General features: G+C 54.0%; 14 protein-coding genes. 4 read left to right on the top strand and 10 right to left on the bottom strand.

The features are described 5' to 3' along the window. Positions 1 to 337 precede the first annotated feature (337 nt). From gltB to codA, 4 genes are all read left to right on the top strand, one after another. A complete protein-coding gene (gene gltB / locus IM282_RS18640) occupies positions 338 to 4,798 on the top strand; it encodes a glutamate synthase large subunit (RefSeq protein ID WP_022649542.1) in 4,461 nt (1,486 codons plus the stop codon). 9 nt (positions 4,799 to 4,807) lie between these two features. Beyond that, a complete protein-coding gene (gltD, locus tag IM282_RS18635; protein ID WP_032626441.1) occupies positions 4,808 to 6,226 on the top strand; it encodes a glutamate synthase subunit GltD in 1,419 nt (472 codons plus the stop codon). Between the two features lie 187 nt (positions 6,227 to 6,413). Further along, positions 6,414 to 7,664, top strand: a complete 1,251-nt coding sequence (gene codB, locus IM282_RS18630) for a cytosine permease (RefSeq protein ID WP_046620941.1) — start codon at positions 6,414 to 6,416, stop codon at positions 7,662 to 7,664. Further along, positions 7,654 to 8,934 (top strand): cytosine/isoguanine deaminase, encoded by a 1,281-nt coding sequence (gene codA / locus IM282_RS18625; protein ID WP_063147841.1) that lies wholly within the window; start codon positions 7,654 to 7,656, stop codon positions 8,932 to 8,934. The genes codB and codA overlap by 11 nt, the downstream gene beginning before the upstream one ends. A gap of 150 nt (positions 8,935 to 9,084) precedes the next feature. Here the strand turns inward: codA and IM282_RS18620 are convergent, their stop codons facing one another. The 10 genes from IM282_RS18620 to rplM form a co-directional block, all read right to left on the bottom strand. Beyond that, positions 9,085 to 9,789: a DUF1120 domain-containing protein gene (locus tag IM282_RS18620; RefSeq protein ID WP_022649546.1), complete on the bottom strand. Its 705-nt coding sequence runs from the start codon at positions 9,787 to 9,789 to the stop codon at positions 9,085 to 9,087. After that, complete coding sequence (locus IM282_RS18615) at positions 9,786 to 10,316, bottom strand: hypothetical protein (RefSeq protein ID WP_192970717.1); 531 nt, start codon at positions 10,314 to 10,316, stop codon at positions 9,786 to 9,788. Before IM282_RS18615 ends, IM282_RS18620 begins: the two co-directional genes overlap by 4 nt. Then, positions 10,313 to 12,700: a fimbrial biogenesis usher protein gene (locus tag IM282_RS18610; RefSeq protein ID WP_045308046.1), complete on the bottom strand. Its 2,388-nt coding sequence runs from the start codon at positions 12,698 to 12,700 to the stop codon at positions 10,313 to 10,315. The genes IM282_RS18615 and IM282_RS18610 overlap by 4 nt, the downstream gene beginning before the upstream one ends. A gap of 24 nt (positions 12,701 to 12,724) precedes the next feature. Continuing rightward, on the bottom strand, positions 12,725 to 13,396 hold the full coding sequence (locus IM282_RS18605; RefSeq protein WP_192970716.1) for a fimbria/pilus chaperone family protein: 672 nt from the start codon (positions 13,394 to 13,396) through the stop codon (positions 12,725 to 12,727). Positions 13,397 to 13,543: 147 nt separating this feature from the next. Continuing rightward, positions 13,544 to 14,290 (bottom strand): DUF1120 domain-containing protein, encoded by a 747-nt coding sequence (locus IM282_RS18600; protein WP_022649550.1) that lies wholly within the window; start codon positions 14,288 to 14,290, stop codon positions 13,544 to 13,546. Positions 14,291 to 14,339: 49 nt separating this feature from the next. Further along, positions 14,340 to 15,080, bottom strand: coding sequence for a DUF1120 domain-containing protein (locus IM282_RS18595; RefSeq protein ID WP_022649551.1), 741 nt, complete (start codon positions 15,078 to 15,080; stop codon positions 14,340 to 14,342). A gap of 269 nt (positions 15,081 to 15,349) precedes the next feature. Then, positions 15,350 to 15,847 (bottom strand): ClpXP protease specificity-enhancing factor, encoded by a 498-nt coding sequence (gene sspB, locus IM282_RS18590; protein ID WP_032622090.1) that lies wholly within the window; start codon positions 15,845 to 15,847, stop codon positions 15,350 to 15,352. A 5-nt stretch (positions 15,848 to 15,852) separates the two neighbouring features. Further along, complete coding sequence (sspA, locus tag IM282_RS18585) at positions 15,853 to 16,491, bottom strand: stringent starvation protein SspA (protein ID WP_003860438.1); 639 nt, start codon at positions 16,489 to 16,491, stop codon at positions 15,853 to 15,855. 307 nt (positions 16,492 to 16,798) lie between these two features. Then, entirely contained in the window at positions 16,799 to 17,191 is a 393-nt protein-coding gene (gene rpsI, locus IM282_RS18580) for a 30S ribosomal protein S9 (protein WP_003860436.1), read from the bottom strand. 15 nt (positions 17,192 to 17,206) lie between these two features. Then, positions 17,207 to 17,635 carry a 50S ribosomal protein L13 gene (rplM, locus tag IM282_RS18575; RefSeq protein WP_003860434.1) on the bottom strand — a complete coding sequence of 143 codons (429 nt, stop codon included), beginning with the start codon at positions 17,633 to 17,635 and terminating at the stop codon, positions 17,207 to 17,209. Between the last annotated feature and the right edge of the window lie 604 nt (positions 17,636 to 18,239).

Raw genomic sequence — 18,239 nt, 5'->3', positions numbered from 1 at the left:
AAATAGTGAAATCATCAATAAAAACAACAATATGACCACTCTTTAGCACATTTTTGTATAAATAAGATTGCCATTTGACCTGTGTACCAATTCCCGATAAGTTGGAAATCCGCTGGAAGCTTTCTGGATGAGCGGCCTGCTCATCATATTTATGCAGTAATTGAGATTCCCTCTGAAGCAAGTCCTCAAACTTGTTTACCTGCGCGAAAGGATGAAAAAGAGGGCGAATGCGAGGTCCGCGTATGAAACGCTAACCCCGTCGCCATGCTCTTTCTGCGCCTGTGCGCCACGGTAAAGTTCAGTGGGAAGCCCGACGAGCCTGGGGAGGTTCACTGATATGTTGTACGATAAATCCCTTGAGAAGGATAACTGTGGTTTCGGCCTGATCGCCCACATAGAAGGCGAACCTAGCCACAAGGTAGTGCGTACTGCTATTCACGCACTGGCCCGTATGCAGCACCGTGGCGCCATCCTTGCCGATGGTAAAACCGGCGACGGTTGCGGTCTGCTGCTGCAAAAACCGGATCGTTTCTTCCGCATCGTGGCGGAAGAGCGCGGCTGGCGTTTAGCCAAAAACTACGCTGTCGGTATGCTGTTCCTGAATCAGGATCCTGAAAAAGCTGCCGCGTCACGCCGCATCGTTGAAGAAGAACTTCAGCGTGAAACCCTGTCGATTGTCGGCTGGCGCGATGTGCCAACCAACGAAGGGGTGCTCGGTGAAATCGCCCTCTCCTCGCTGCCTCGTATTGAACAGATTTTCGTCAACGCGCCTGCGGGCTGGCGTCCGCGTGATATGGAACGCCGTCTGTTTATTGCCCGCCGCCGCATTGAAAAACGTCTTCAGGACGATAAAGAGTTCTACGTCTGTAGCCTCTCTAACCTGGTGAACATCTATAAAGGTCTGTGCATGCCGGCTGACCTGCCGCGCTTCTACCTGGACCTGGCGGATCTGCGTCTGGAATCGGCCATTTGCCTGTTCCACCAGCGCTTCTCCACCAACACCGTTCCACGCTGGCCGCTGGCTCAGCCGTTCCGCTACCTGGCGCACAACGGTGAGATCAACACCATCACCGGTAACCGCCAGTGGGCCCGCGCCCGTACCTATAAGTTCCAGACCCCGCTGATCCCGGACCTGCACGATGCCGCGCCGTTCGTGAACGAAACCGGCTCGGACTCCAGCTCAATGGATAACATGCTGGAACTGCTGCTGGCGGGCGGGATGGATATCGTGCGCGCCATGCGTCTGCTTGTACCGCCGGCCTGGCAGAACAACCCGGATATGGACCCTGAGCTGCGCGCGTTCTTTGACTTTAACTCCATGCACATGGAGCCGTGGGATGGCCCGGCAGGCATCGTTATGTCCGACGGACGTTTTGCCGCCTGTAACCTGGACCGTAACGGTCTGCGTCCGGCGCGCTATGTCATTACCAAAGACAAGCTCATCACCTGTGCCTCTGAAGTGGGTATCTGGGATTACCAGCCAGACGAAGTGGTCGAGAAAGGCCGCGTCGGACCGGGTGAGCTGATGGTGATCGACACCCGCGGTGGGCGTATTCTGCACTCTGCTGAAACCGACAACGATCTGAAGAGCCGCCATCCGTACAAAGAGTGGATGGAGAAAAACGTGCGTCGTCTGGTGCCGTTTGAAGATCTGTCGGACGAAGAAGTGGGTAGCCGCGAGCTGGACGATGACACCCTCGCGAGCTTCCAGAAGCAGTTTAACTACAGCGCGGAAGAGCTGGACTCGGTTATTCGCGTGCTCGGCGAAAACGGCCAGGAAGCGGTCGGCTCAATGGGTGACGATACCCCGTTTGCTGTGCTCTCCAGCCAGCCACGCATTATTTACGACTATTTCCGTCAGCAGTTTGCGCAAGTCACCAACCCGCCAATCGATCCGCTGCGCGAAGCCCACGTCATGTCGCTGGCCACCAGCATCGGCCGTGAGATGAACGTATTCTGTGAAGCCGAAGGCCAGGCGCACCGTCTGACCTTTAAATCACCGATCCTGCTGTACTCCGATTTCAAACAGCTCACCACCATGACCGAGGAGCACTATCGCGCCGACACGCTCGATATCACCTTCGACGTGACCGAAACGAGCCTCGAAGAGACGGTGAACGCGCTGTGCGACAAAGCCGAGCAGATGGTGCGTAACGGCACCGTTCTGCTGGTGCTGTCTGACCGCAACATCGCGAAAAACCGTCTGCCGGTACCTGCACCCATGGCGGTGGGGGCTATCCAGACGCGTCTGGTGGACAAGAGCCTGCGCTGCGATGCCAACATCATCGTTGAAACTGCGAGCGCGCGCGACCCGCACCACTTTGCGGTGCTGTTAGGCTTTGGCGCCACGGCGATCTACCCGTATCTGGCCTACGAAACGCTGGCCCGCCTGGTGGATACCCGCGCGATCGACAAAGACTACCGTGCTGTGATGCTGAACTACCGTAACGGCATCAATAAAGGTCTGTACAAGATCATGTCCAAAATGGGCATCTCGACCATCGCCTCTTACCGCTGCTCGAAGCTGTTTGAAGCGGTCGGTCTGCATGACGACGTTGCCAACCTCTGCTTCCAGGGCGTGATCAGCCGTATCGGTGGCGCAGGCTTTGCTGACTTCCAGCAGGATCTGGTGAACCTGTCGAAACGCGCCTGGCTGGCACGTAAGCCGCTGGAACAGGGCGGTCTGCTGAAATACGTTCACGGGGGTGAGTATCACGCTTATAACCCGGACGTGGTGCGCACACTGCAACAGGCGGTGCAAAGCGGCGAGTACAGCGATTATCAGCAGTATGCTGAGCTGGTGAACAACCGTCCGGCGGCGACGCTGCGCGATCTCATTGCCCTCAATCCGGGTGAGGAAGCGGTCAGCATTGACGAGGTTGAACCCGCATCTGAGCTGTTCAAACGTTTCGATACCGCGGCGATGTCCATCGGCGCGCTGAGCCCGGAAGCCCACGAAGCGCTGGCGGAAGCCATGAACAGCATCGGCGGCAACTCCAACTCCGGCGAAGGCGGTGAAGATCCTGCCCGTTACGGCACCAATAAAGTGTCCCGTATCAAGCAGGTAGCGTCCGGCCGTTTCGGCGTAACGCCTGCGTACCTGGTTAACGCCGACGTGATCCAGATTAAGGTCGCGCAGGGGGCAAAACCGGGTGAAGGCGGTCAGCTGCCGGGTGATAAAGTCACCCCGTACATCGCTAAGCTTCGCTACTCGGTGCCGGGCGTGACGCTGATCTCCCCGCCGCCGCACCACGATATTTACTCTATCGAGGATCTGGCGCAGCTGATTTTCGACCTGAAACAGGTCAACCCGAAAGCGATGATCTCCGTGAAGCTGGTTTCCGAGCCGGGCGTTGGCACCATCGCCACCGGCGTGGCGAAAGCCTATGCGGATCTGATCACCATCGCCGGCTACGACGGCGGCACCGGCGCAAGCCCGCTCTCCTCCGTAAAATACGCGGGTTGTCCGTGGGAGCTTGGCCTGGTGGAAACCCAGCAGGCGCTGGTCGCCAACGGCCTGCGTCACAAAATCCGTTTGCAGGTAGACGGCGGGCTGAAAACCGGCCTCGACATCATCAAAGCGGCGATTCTGGGTGCGGAAAGCTTCGGCTTCGGTACCGGCCCGATGGTTGCGCTCGGCTGTAAATACCTGCGTATTTGCCACCTGAATAACTGCGCAACGGGCGTTGCTACCCAGGACGAAAAGCTGCGTAAGAATCACTATCACGGCCTCCCGTTCAAAGTGACTAACTACTTTGACTTCATCGCCCGTGAAACCCGCGAGCTGATGGCGCAGCTGGGCGTGAAGCGTCTGGTGGATCTGATTGGCCGTACCGACCTGCTGAAAGAGCTTGAGGGCTTCACGGCCAAGCAGCAGAAGCTGGAGCTGTCTAAGCTGCTGGAAACCGCTCAGCCGCATCCTGGCAAAGCGGTTTACTGCACCGAGAACAACCCGCCGTTCGACAACGGCGTGCTGAACGCGCAGCTGCTGCAACAGGCGAAGCCGTACGTGGATGAGAAGCAGAGCAAAACGTTCTGGTTTGATATCCGCAACACCGATCGTTCCGTGGGTGCATCCCTCTCCGGTTACATCGCGCAAACGCACGGTGACCAGGGCCTGGCGTCGGATCCGATTACCGCGCACTTCAGCGGTACCGCGGGTCAGAGCTTCGGTGTGTGGAACGCGGGCGGCGTTGAGTTATACCTGACCGGTGATGCCAACGACTACGTCGGAAAAGGCATGGCGGGCGGTCTGCTGGCGGTGCGTCCTCCGGTTGGTTCAGCCTTCCGCAGCCATGAAGCAAGCATCATCGGCAATACCTGTCTGTACGGTGCAACCGGCGGTCGTCTGTTTGCCGCGGGCCGTGCGGGCGAGCGTTTTGCGGTGCGTAACTCCGGTGCCATCACCGTGGTGGAAGGCATCGGCGATAACGGCTGTGAATACATGACGGGCGGAATTGTGTGCGTCCTGGGTAAAACCGGCGTGAACTTTGGCGCGGGCATGACGGGCGGTTTTGCCTACGTCCTGGATGAAGACGGTGAGTTCCGCAAACGCGTGAACCCGGAACTGGTGGAAGTGCTGGACGTTGATACGCTGGCCATCCACGAAGAACACCTGCGCGGCTTAATTACCGAACACGTGCAGCATACCGGTTCTTCGCGCGGCGAAGAGATCCTGGCCAACTGGCCGGCGTTCTCTGCGAAATTTGCGCTGGTTAAGCCGAAGTCCAGCGATGTTAAAGCCCTGTTGGGTCACCGTAGTCGTAGCGCAGCAGAGCTGCGCGTGCAGGCGCAGTAAGGAATTCAGATGAGCCAGAACGTTTACCAGTTTATCGACCTTCAGCGTGTTGATCCGCCAAAGAAACCGCTGAAGATCCGTAAAATTGAATTTGTTGAAATCTACGAGCCGTTTTCAGAAGGCCAGGCCAAAGCACAGGCAGACCGCTGCCTGTCCTGCGGTAACCCTTACTGCGAATGGAAGTGTCCGGTCCATAACTACATCCCGAACTGGCTGAAGCTGGCCAACGAAGGGCGTATTTTTGAAGCCGCCGAGCTGTCTCATCAGACCAACACCCTGCCGGAAGTGTGCGGCCGCGTGTGCCCTCAGGATCGTCTGTGTGAAGGCTCCTGTACGCTGAACGACGAGTTTGGCGCGGTGACCATCGGCAACATCGAACGCTATATCAACGATAAAGCGTTCGAAATGGGCTGGCGTCCGGATATGACCGGCGTGCGTCAAACCGACAAGCGCGTGGCGATTATCGGCGCGGGCCCGGCAGGCCTTGCCTGTGCGGACGTGCTGACCCGTAACGGCGTGAAAGCGGTGGTCTTTGATCGCCACCCGGAGATTGGCGGCCTGCTGACCTTCGGTATCCCGGCCTTCAAGCTGGAGAAAGAGGTGATGACCCGCCGCCGCGAAATCTTCACCGGCATGGGCATTGAGTTCAAACTGAACGTGGAAGTGGGCCGTGACGTGCAGCTCGACGACCTGCTGAAGGATTACGACGCCGTGTTCCTGGGCGTGGGTACTTATCAGTCCATGCGCGGTGGTCTGGAGAACGAAGATGCGCCGGGCGTGTACGACGCGCTGCCGTTCCTGATTGCCAACACCAGGCAGATCATGGGCTACGGTGAGACCGCCGATGAGCCGTTCGTCAGCATGGAAGGCAAACGCGTGGTGGTGCTGGGCGGCGGTGATACCGCGATGGACTGCGTGCGTACCTCCATTCGTCAGAACGCGGCGCACGTCATCTGTGCTTACCGTCGTGACGAAGAGAACATGCCGGGCTCTAAGCGCGAAGTGAAAAACGCGCGTGAAGAGGGCGTGGAGTTCCAGTTCAACATCCAGCCTCTGGGTATTGAGGTGAATGCCAACGGTAGAGTGAGCGGCGTGAAGATGGCGCGCACGGAGATGGGCGCGCCGGATGCGAAAGGCCGTCGTCGCGCGGAGATCGTGGCCGGTTCTGAACACGTGATCCCGGCTGACGCCGTGGTGATGGCGTTTGGTTTCCGTCCTCACAGCATGGAGTGGCTGGCGAAGCACAGCGTAGAGCTGGACTCTCAGGGCCGCATAATTGCGCCGGAAGGCAGCGACAACGCGTTCCAGACCAGCAACCCGAAAATCTTCGCCGGTGGCGACATCGTTCGCGGCTCTGACCTGGTGGTCACGGCGATTGCCGAAGGCCGTAAAGCGGCTGACGGGATCATGAACTTCCTGGAAGTGTAAGCCCCTCTGACTCCCCGGCAGAAGCATAAAGCGGAACGCTGGGGAGCCTGTTTTCAGTAGCCTGCCCTTAAGTTAATGATACCTTTTTAAGCAAAAAAGCAGCGTAAATCCTGACGTAAACGTTTGCTTTCATGAAAAAACTGTATATTATGCGGCGGATTTTTTGGCCAAAATTCAAGGAGGCGTTGTGTCGCAAGATAACAATTATAGCCAGGGCCCCGTCCCTCTGGCGGCGCGGAAAGGCGTGATTCCACTCACTTTTGTGATGTTAGGGTTAACCTTTTTTTCCGCCAGTATGTGGACCGGAGGTACACTCGGTACCGGTCTTTCCTATAATGATTTCTTCCTCGCAGTTCTCTTCGGCAATCTCCTCCTCGGTATTTACACTGCTTTTCTTGGCTACATTGGCGCAAAAACCGGCCTCTCAACCCATCTTCTTGCGCGTTACTCGTTCGGTATAAAAGGTTCCTGGCTTCCCTCCATGCTTTTAGGCGGTACGCAGGTAGGATGGTTTGGCGTCGGCGTAGCGATGTTTGCCATCCCGGTGAGTAAAGCCACGGGCATCGACGTCAATATCCTGATCGCGGTATCCGGTCTGTTGATGACCATGACCATCTTCTTTGGTATCTCAGCGCTGACGATTCTGTCGATCATCGCCGTTCCCGCGATAGTTATCCTCGGCAGCTACTCCGTCTGGCTGGCGGTGCACGGCGTGGGCGGGCTGGATCATTTAAAAGCGATGGTGCCACAGACCCCGCTCAGTTTTTCAGGCGCGCTGGCGCTGGTCGTCGGCTCCTTCATCAGCGCCGGAACGCTGACCGCCGACTTCGTCCGCTTTGGGCGTAACGCGAAAGGCGCCGTGGTGGTGGCAATGGTGGCGTTTTTCCTTGGCAACTCGCTGATGTTTATCTTCGGTGCGGCAGGCGCCGCGGCAGTTGGACAGGCGGATATCTCGGACGTGATGATCGCTCAGGGGCTACTGCTGCCCGCCATTATCGTTCTCGGCCTGAACATCTGGACAACCAACGACAACGCGCTCTATGCGTCGGGTCTGGGCTTTGCCAACGTGACCGGCCTTTCCAGCCGCACGCTGTCGGTGGTTAACGGTATTATCGGCACGCTCTGCGCGCTGTGGCTGTACAATAACTTTGTCGGCTGGCTCACCTTTCTGTCGGCGGCGATCCCTCCCGTCGGTGGGGTGATTATCGCCGACTATCTGATCAACCGCCGCCGCTACGCCAGCTTCCATAGCGCTACCTTTGTGCCGGTCAACTGGGTAGCCATTCTTTCGGTCGCGCTCGGCGTGGCTGCCGGGAATATTATTCCCGGTATAGTGCCGGTGAATGCGGTCCTCGGTGGCGTATTCAGCTACCTTCTGTTAACCCCCTTAGTCAGACGTACCTTTGCTACCGCCCCGGAGGCTCCCCATGCAGAATAATACCCTCACCATTCGTCAGGCCCGTTTACAGGGGCAAGAGGGGTTATGGCAGATCGCAATTGAAAACGGGCGCTTTAGCCGTATTGAACCGCAGGACGCGGCATCGTCACCTGTGGGCCAGGTGCTTGATGCTGAAGGCGGGCTGATCATTCCCCCTTTCGTTGAGCCGCATATCCATCTGGATACCACTCAAACGGCTGGTGAACCGAACTGGAACCAGTCTGGTACCTTATTCGAGGGGATTGAGCGCTGGGCTGAACGTAAGGCGCTGCTCACCCACGAAGATGTTAAGACCCGCGCAATGCAGACGCTGAAATGGCAGATGGCCAACGGCATTCAGCATGTGCGTACTCACGTTGACGTCTCCGATCCCACGCTGACGGCGCTGAAAGCGATGCTGGAAGTGAAGCAGGAGGTCGCCCCGTGGGTCGATCTGCAAATCGTGGCGTTCCCCCAGGAGGGCATTCTTTCTTATCCCAACGGTGAAGCGTTGCTGGAAGAGGCGGTGCGTATGGGGGCGGACGTCATTGGCGCAATTCCGCACTTTGAATTTACCCGCGAGTATGGTGTGGAGTCGTTGCACAAAACCTTCGCACTGGCGCAGAAGTACGACAGGCTGATCGACGTACACTGCGACGAAATCGATGATGAACAGTCGCGCTTCGTGGAAACCGTCGCCGCGCTGGCGCACCGTGATGGGATGGGCGCGCGCGTTACCGCCAGCCATACCACAGCGATGCACTCCTATAATGGCGCCTACGCGTCCCGCCTGTTTCGTTTGCTGAAAATGTCGGGCATCAACTTCGTCGCCAATCCGCTGGTGAACATCCACCTTCAGGGCCGTTTCGACACCTATCCTAAGCGCCGCGGCGTAACGCGCGTGAAAGAGATGCTGGAGGCGGGGATCAACGTCTGCTTTGGGCATGATGACGTTTTCGATCCGTGGTATCCCCTGGGCACCGCCAATATGTTGCAGGTGCTGCATATGGGTTTACACGTCTGCCAGCTGATGGGGTACGGGCAGATTAACGACGGGCTGAATCTGATCACCACCCACAGCGCGAAAACGCTCAACCTGCAGGACTACGGCGTGAAGGTGGGTAATTCTGCGAACCTGGTTGTTTTACCGGCCGAAAATGGCTTTGATGCGGTTCGTCGCCAGACGCCTGCGCGTTATTCTGTTCGTCACGGGCGGGTTATCGCCGAGACGGTACCCAGCCAGACAACGCTGCATCTGACGCAGCCGGAAGCGGTGACCTTTAAACGGTAATTATCGCTTCAGGAAATCTCATCCGGAGACGTATCAGCCTGTTTACGCTTTATCAGGTCTACAAACCGCAGCCTCTTTGCAGACCTGGTAAGCGCGGCGCCAGCGGTGAACTGGCGTGTCTATTTTCGATATTCTTTTGCAGAAAAGAGATTATAAATAGACCAGCGTAATCACCGCCTCGCCGTCCAACTTGATCTCTTGCCCGCTGCCAAGCCCGTTGGCGACAGCGGCACTCACCTGTAGCGGAACAACCGCCGATGAGATCGGCTGCGGAATATCCGTGCCTTTTTGCACAAACGTATAGAAAAAGTCCTGCTGGGTCGGCAAGGGCAATAGCGTCGTGCGCGTCCATGGACCATTTTTGGTCGCGGCCCCGGCGATCTCCACCTGAACAGCGGCACTTTCGTCGGCTGCCGTCACGCCTGCCGCGTTAATTTGCACCCCATAACTGCCAATCGGCTTCTGCTCGCTGGTCAATCCTAAACCAAACAGGCGGGTCGTATCACGCACATAGGCACCGTTATTTATCTGGAATTTTACCCCTTCTTGCCCGGATTTATCTTTGCCAACGACCACGGAACTGGCGCGGGTATCACGCGCGGTAATCGCAACTCCCGTAGAAGATTCACACGTCACCGATAGTGTAAGATCGCGAGTACCAAGCTGTGTGAATGCGCTGGAGGAGAGCGACCCCGCATAGCGCGTGCCGAAATCTGCCACACCGCCATTGCTCAACGCCGGTGTACAGGCGGCAGCGTCAACGGTGACATCCACATCAATATTGACCGTATCAGTTGCCCATACCGCTGAAGCGGCAGACATTCCGCAGAGTAATAGCGCTATACGCTTTTTCATTGTACATCCATCCTTACGCGTAAATTTCCGCGCCACACTTCTCTGTCCGTAATATGGTTACTTTTGAAGCGCGGTTTGATGGTAAGCGTGACAGACGCCGTTTTTCCCCGCAGCTCCTGACCGTTGATAAACGCAATCCCTTCGTTAAGCGCTGGCGCGATCTCTCTCACGCCGCCATTGGTAACCCACGGGTCGCCGGCATGGATAGCCGCCAGATTGACTGTACGATCGTCCACCGTTGCCTGCGCGGCAGTAACGCGCATGACGCCGTTATCACCAAAACCAAATTCATGCCCTTTCGGTACGTTACTGCCCAGAAAGAGACGAATACGCGACGGTTCATCGCATATCACGTTCAGGACAATCTGTTTCTCCGGCATCTCAATCAACCTGTTCCCTTCCGCCTGGCGCTCTGCGGCACTCATACGGCCATAGCTGAGTTTTTGCTGGCTTGATACTAACTGGCAGTCAGCCATAGCATGCAGAGAAAACGCCAATGCGCACACGGCTAAAATAAGCGCCTTCATTTACACACCTCATTGACAGTTTCATAGAATGTATCGGTATTTGCCTCTTTCGGAAGCTTCAGACCAAATGCACAGGTGCCGTTATCCAGTTTTGCCACCACCTGTTGAGCAGGTTCAACATCGTTAAAAAAGACCACGCCGTCATCCACTGAGGTCGTAAGATAATTTCCGTGCGAATCCTCAAGGGCGATCCCTTTCGGCAGCTTTTTACCGTTTGCCAGGGTAACGTTCACCAGTGCACGTCGCTGGGTTAACGCAGTAAAATCAAGATGCCCTACCGCTCCTTTGCCAAGCGTGACGACACGGGTTCCATTCCCGATATCCATATTTTTCGGCAATGTTTCCGTATCCACTTCTACCCGCGCTGGGCGCCAGGCTCCCACTGACGGTACCACTGCCTGACCACGGAAGTCGGTCCATACCGGCCCCTGGGGCGTGTCAATCCTCACACCGGAGACGGGTTTATCCAGAGCAGCGATCGCGAACGTGTCGCGGATCGCCCATGGAGAGAACGTAACGCCTTGTCCATGAACCGCGATGCCCCCCTGTAGCGATCCTGAATAGCTGCGGCTATTCTCGTTATCCGAACTGGCGCTCAGGCCAAGCTGCGTATAGTGAAGGTTGCTGCTTATCCCACCGTTTACATTATCGCGATTCGTGGCCTGATCGTGTTCAGCTCCCAGCGACCAGGATGTGGTATCACTTACAACGCCAAGCGCAGAGGCGCCATACCGCGTTTTATGGTCATCATGACGGCTGTACAGGCTAACGCTATTGCTGGCACCAAAAGGAATACTGAGGTTGACGTAGAACAGATCGCCATCATCCTCATTCTCCTCATCTGCACTCAACTGATGTTGCCAGTTCATGGAAATAGTGGCGTACTTGAATGACTTGTTCCAACCCGCAGAGATGAAGCGGGAATCATCTGACTTATCATAACCCTGCGTTTGGTAGTAGCTGGTGCTAAGCGTGCCTAAGTAGGGCACACTCCAGGTCAGCCCGGCGGAATACTCATTTTTATTACCGCTGTCGAAATCATCATCCAGTGCTTCAAAAAGTTCGCGATAGTCTTGCGATTTATGCGTAACAGAGGCGTTAGCCCCCATGCCAAATGCGGGGTCAGAACTCCATGTTGCCGATAGCGTGTACCTCTGCCCTTTCAGTGAATCTTTCGAATCGTTGGACTGGTTCGCCTGGAGTGAAACAAGCCAGGCTGGTAGCGGCACTGTATCAAGGCTGGTGGCGACAGCCTGGTAATCTTCGCCTACGATTGAGCCTGCGTTGACATTCACCCGTTCGCTTAGTTTCCAGCCTCCAGAAAGGCTGGCTACCCATGGCGTTTCACTATAGCTATCGCTCACTCGTCCCAGCGCGAAGTGATATCCTGAAGGCGCCCCTGCGCTCTGGTTATACAGAGCTGCGGGCACCACATAGCTGTGCTGGCTGCCATCGGTTTCCACTACCGTCACGTTCAGATCGCTAACGCCGTTACGTACCGGCACATCGGTGAGATTAAACGGCCCGACCGGCACCAGTGTGCTGTACACCAGAACATTTTGCTGACGCACTTCAATACGGGCCTGAGGCGTATTGGCGATACCGGACACGCTCACTCCGCTACCGCCCTGTTGTAAGGCGCTCTCCGGTGAAAGCTCGATACCATAGATTCCCGTTCCCTGAAGAAGGGAGTTATTGATATTGACCTCGCCCGCCCTCAGGGTACTTTTCAGGGGGACAAAAGTATGCTGCAAATAGGTCGACGAGTTATTACTCTCGAATTCTCCGTCGCTCCGGCTCAGCAGTTGCTGAGTACGTAAGATCCAGTCGTCGAAATTGACCCCACCGTCCAGCATGGCCTGTGAATAGTCAGAGTGCCCGTCACCAAACTCATTGCGCGAGGAGAGAAGAGAATAATTCAACAGCGCAGCAGTGCCACCGGAAGTATAAGCTCCGATATCCGATTCGCTGTTTGCTATACGATCCGCCGGTACAACCAGACTTAGAGATTCTTGCGCAGGCGAAGCCTCCACAATAGCGCTCGGGATATGACCGGTATAATCGTAGCAGCCGGACTCATAGTCAGAGGGAACTTTTAATCCTGCCTGCTCCATAAAAGGTTTGTCGAAACAGAGATCGCCGTTGTTGTCGAAACGAGCAATAACGTTGCCTTTATTATCACCATTCACCTTCAGGGCGACGGAAACGCTACCCGGTAAATACTTCGTCTTGCGAGAGAAATAATTTGATACGTCCGGGTTTATCCCCAGTGAACGAAGCGTTTCCTGATCAAAATTAATGGCAGCAGTTTCCATCTGCTGAGCCATCGCCTGGCCAGAACAGACCAGGCCAATGAGACAGGCGAGTAACGTTTTTTGCTGCATATCCTTTGCTGTCCTTATAGAGGCTTACTTCAAATCTGTAGTAAAGCGATCCCCTTTATAGCCGTAACGACTCGCCGGATAGAATTCAACTTTATTATCAGAGAAATTTGGTAATGTTGTATTTATCGAGGTGTGAGGAAGGATGTAGGTCTTATCCAGCACACCCGCTTTTCCTGAGGGTAATGTTTTAAAGGATGCCGTTATACGAACAACGTAATCGCTGGGATTGTTGATAACCAGGCCATCACCCTTTTTGTTCCATGTCAAAAATTTCCATGGCTGCGTCTCCTCAGGTAGACCCGCAGGATGAATTACAACAGGAAGATCCTGGCGGATAGTCAACGCAACTTTATCTTCTCCTTTCTCCTTTGGAGGAATGCCTTCGAACGTGACGCGTTTAAGTTCTTCATACTTCATGGGTTTGCTGATTTGCAGCAGAAAACGCATTCGCTGTGTTTCCCCGGCGTCGACACGGACTACAGGTTGAGAAACGATTAAACGAATAGATTTATCGCTATCAGGTAAATCTACAATGTTTGTATAAAGCAATGCAGGTTGCGAATCCGTATTTTTAACATTCATACTGGCTTCGCCTTTTTGTGCATCGACTAATAAAACCGATGTTTCTGGAACCATACCGGTGGCACAACACTTTGTCGCTACAGCCAACAACGCAAGATATAGAATTTTCTTCATGACTTTCCACTCACATAAATAAATAAAAATCATACCGGCATTATTTTTATTATTCTTGCGGCAGAGAAAGCTATTTTAATGCAAAAAAAGCGTGACAATGGCTTTTAAATACTCTAACCATTGCCACGTTAATTAAGCGTTAAATTATTAGAGATATACCAGACTAATGGTTGCGTTACCGTCCAGCGTAATTACGTCAGTCGTACCTAATACCGAGTTATCCTGCACTGCAGAGGTAACCAGCAACGGCACGCTAAGCTGTTTGAAGGCTTTTGGCTGCGTGGTACCGGCTGTTGCTACGGTATTCGCTTTTTGGTAGCCCGTGCAGCCATTAAGCGAGCAGAGGTAACCCAGGCCTGGCGCAACTTTCTCCCAGGAACGCTGGCCTTCAGTGATGCTCCCTGTTACCAGGGTGTCAACATTCGCGCCATCCGCTGTGACCGCTTCAGTATTGATGGCAACGGTGTAAGCACCAATGCTCACGCCAGCGGTGGTTTTACCCAGACCAAAGGCACCAGCGGTGTTGCTGAAGTCTGATTTATCCGTACCGCTACCTGCGATAAACGCGGTTGAAGACAGGTTAACGCGACTGTCCAGGCGGTTATCGGTGGAGGTAAAAGCAACGCTCATGTTGCTTTCGCAACTGATATTTAGCGTGATGCTTTTCTGCCCCAATTGTACCAGCTTGTTTGTCGCACCGGTCGGTGCAATATTTTGGTTCAGTACCGTTCCATAATCTACAACGCCGCCATCAGGCAGGGTCGGCGTACATGCAGCCGGGTTAATCGTACCGACAACTTTCAGCGTAACATCGTTAGCGGCCTGGGCAGCAAAAGCGGATAAACCGAAGGCTACGGCGACGGTTGCTGCCGAGAGTACTTTTTTAAATTCCATTATTTTCATTTCCCGATTTATTTTCTACAGCATTTAGCAATAACGAATATCAAAGATAAACAAGGCTCAGCGTGGCATTACCGTCAAGCGTGATAGTATCGCCTGTACCCAATACAGTGTTGTCCTGAAGCGCAGTTGTAATGCGTAACGGCATATTCATAACTTTAAAAGCTTTTGGTGTGGTGGTTCCCGATGCAGCAGCCGTAAAGACACGTGTCTGGCCTGTGCCACTGTTAACTGGTGCAAAAGCACCCGTACTGGATTTTACCCAGGTATAATTTGATGTATCGGTACCTGTGGCTGCAATGAGATCAGCGACAACACCATCTGTTGTTGTATTAACGGGATCTGCTGCAATGACATAGGAGCCAATATTCACACCCGCACTCGTTTTACCCAAGCCATAGGCGTTTCCTGAAGCGTTAGCATTTACATTATCGAAAAACCCATTTTCAATATAAGCGGCGCTCCCCAGGCCCACACGAGTATCATGGCGGTTATCCGTAGAAGTCACCCCAACGCTGGTATCGCTGTCACAGGTAATAGTGAGAGTAATACTTTTAGCCCCCAACTGAACCAGTGTATTCGCCGTGCCAGTTGGATTGATGGTAGAAGCTGGCATTGTGCCATAATCTACCACGCCACCGTTTGGCAGTGAGGGTACGCAGGAACCAGGAACGATATTACCAATAACTTTCAACGTCACATCATTAGCAGCGTGTGCATTTGACATGGCGAGGGCTGCACAAATAGCAGCAGATGAAAATAATTTTTTAAAAGTGATATTCATAATTTGTCCTTAAAAGAAAATCCGTTTTTGTTAACGCACATATATATTTTCACAGGGTGATATCGGATACAATCAAATTAAAATAAAACATTATTGAAGATAAATTTAACTGTCCTACAGAAAATAACCCAACAAGATTAATCCCATACCAATTAATAGACCGATATCTTTTGCAAAGACACAAGTTTTTTAGAGAGTAATTTTATGCAGAAAATAAAAAAACCTGCACAGCTGTGCAGGTTCGGAAAAAATATTGTGCTTTATGAAGTTTATTTGACGACACGGAGTGCCGGACGACCACCGCGCGGAGGCGGATCGTCATCAGGGTCATTGTCGTCGTGATGATCGGGTTTATCGCCATCAATCACAGACATTACCGTGTCGCTTTCACGTTCATCGGATGTCCCATCATCGTTCAGGCTGGCGACCTCTTCATCATAAGCCGCTTCCGGTTCGAACATGGTACCTGCACCGTTTTCACGGGCGTAGATAGCCAGAACCGCAGCCAGCGGAACGGAAACCTGACGCGGCACGCCGCCGAAACGCGCATTAAAGCGCACTTCGTCGTTCGCCAGTTCCAGGTTACCCACTGCACGTGGCGCAATATTCAGTACAATCTGTCCGTCGCGTGCGTATTCCATTGGAACCTGCACGCCCGGCAACGTCACATCCACAACCAGGTGCGGCGTGAGCTGGTTATCCAGCAGCCATTCATAGAAGGCGCGCAGCAGATACGGACGGCGTGGTGAAAGTTGTGACATTTCCACAGTCATTAGCCTCGGCCGAGACGCATTTCGCGCTCCGGTTCAGTTAAGGATGCCAGGAAAGAGTCGCGTTCGAATACGCGAGTCATGTAGCCTTTCAGCTCTTTCGCGCCAGGACCGCTGAATTCTACGCCCAGGGTTGGCAGGCGCCACAGCAGCGGTGCCAGGTAGCAATCTACCAGGCTGAACTCATCGCTCAGGAAGAAAGGTTTTTGACCAAATACCGGCGCAATCGCCAGCAGCTCTTCACGCAGCTGTTTACGCGCAGCATCCGCTTCTGAAGAGGAACCGTTAACGATAACGTTCATCAGCGAGTACCAGTCTTTCTCGATACGCTGCATGTACAGGCGGCTTTCACCACGCGCAACAGGGTAAACAGGCATCAGCGGCGGATGCGGGAAACGCTCATCCAGGTATTCCATAATGATACGGGATTCCCACAGGGTCAGCTCACGATCCACCAGCGTCGGTACGCTTTGGCTCGGGTTGAGATCGATCAGATCCTGAGGCGGGTTATCCTTTTCCACATGCTCGATCTCAAAACTGACACCCTTCTCGGCCAGCACGATACGAACCTGATGGCTATAAATGTCAGTAGGACCAGAAAACAGCGTCATTACCGAACGTTTGTTGGCAGCGACAGCCATGAAAACCTCCAGGTATATTCAGAATTTTTACTGCTACCAGCCCAACGGGGCCAGCCAGATGATGTATCGCCCATCCCAGAGAAAACACATTGTTCAAGAATCGAACAAAAATCGAGTATTCACCGATATTTGGGCATAAAATTGGATGATAGTTTACCAGATTTTGATGGCTTTGTGGTGAGGGGATGCCGGAAATGTGGAAAAAGAGAAGATATATGAAATGTTACTGTGGATAACCTGCGCATTATCCATAAAAAAACCCGCCGAAGCGGGTTTTTCGCCAATCGTTCTGCGTAAGCAGAATAGATTAACGTTTGGAGAACTGTGGACGACGACGTGCTTTACGCAGACCCACTTTCTTACGTTCAACCTGACGAGCGTCACGAGTAACGAAGCCAGCTTTACGCAGTTCAGAACGCAGGGATTCGTCGTACTCCATCAGCGCGCGGGTGATACCGTGACGGATCGCACCTGCCTGACCGGAGATACCACCACCTTTAACGGTGATGTACAGATCCAGTTTTTCTACCATATCAACCAGTTCCAGCGGCTGGCGAACTACCATGCGGGCAGTTTCGCGACCGAAGTATTGTTCCAGAGAACGCTGGTTAATTACGATTTTACCACTGCCCGGTTTAATGAAAACGCGAGCTGCGGAACTTTTGCGGCGACCAGTGCCGTAGTATTGATTTTCAGCCATTGCCTATAATCCCGATTAGATGTCAAGAACTTGCGGTTGCTGTGCCGCGTGGTTGTGCTCGTTGCCTGCGTAAACTTTCAGTTTACGGAACATAGCACGACCCAGCGGGCCTTTTGGCAGCATGCCTTTAACCGCGATTTCAATCACACGCTCAGGACGGCGGGCAATCATCTCTTCAAAGGTCGCTTCTTTGATACCACCGATGTGGCCGGTGTGGTGGTAGTACATTTTGTCAGTACGCTTGTTGCCGGTAACAGCAACTTTGTCAGCGTTCAGAACGATGATGTAATCACCGGTATCAACGTGCGGAGTATATTCCGCTTTATGCTTACCGCGCAGGCGACGAGCCAGTTCAGTAGCCAGACGGCCCAGAGTTTTACCGGTCGCGTCAACAACATACCAGTCGCGCTGTACGGTTTCTGGTTTAGCTGTAAAAGTTTTCATTAAAAGCTTACCCAAATAATAAGTTACACGTTGGTGAACACCCAAACGTTTAGTCAGTTGAGGTTCACACGACAAAGTCCGGCAAACCTACCCCTTCGAATAGCACATGCCGACACATAGAAAGTTTCGGGAAAAAAACCTTCTCGTAACGTGGGGTCGCAAGATTATAGAGAAGTTGAGGTCAAAGATCGACCCTTAAATGTGATTTGGGATGGGTTTTTCGGGGTTGCGTATTGTGCGGTCTGGTGCCCTCACCCACAGCCCCTCTCCCACGGGGAGAGGGTAGCGTTTGTTAAGGCCTGGTGCCCTCACCCCCAGCCCCTCTCCCACAGGGAGAGGGTAGCGTTTGTTAAGGCCTGGTGCCCTCACCCCCAGCCCCTCTCCCACGGGGAGAGGGTAGCGTTTGTTAAGGCCTGGTGCCCTCACCCACAGCCCCTCTCCCACGGGGCTGAGGGTTCCCCACAAATTAATGCGAGCACTGAGCAATCCCCTCGCCCCTCCGGGGAGAGGGTTAGGGTGAGGGGAATATACGGCGGTGGTGGTCATTCCGTTCACTTTATGTTCCTTGCTACTCTGTAACGACATGACCGGTGAACGTGCCAGG

The organism is Enterobacter cloacae complex sp. P29RS (assembly GCF_014893445.1).
Classification (GTDB): Bacteria; Pseudomonadota; Gammaproteobacteria; order Enterobacterales; family Enterobacteriaceae; genus Enterobacter; species Enterobacter intestinihominis.
This window is presented reverse-complemented; position numbering and strand designations above follow the sequence as displayed.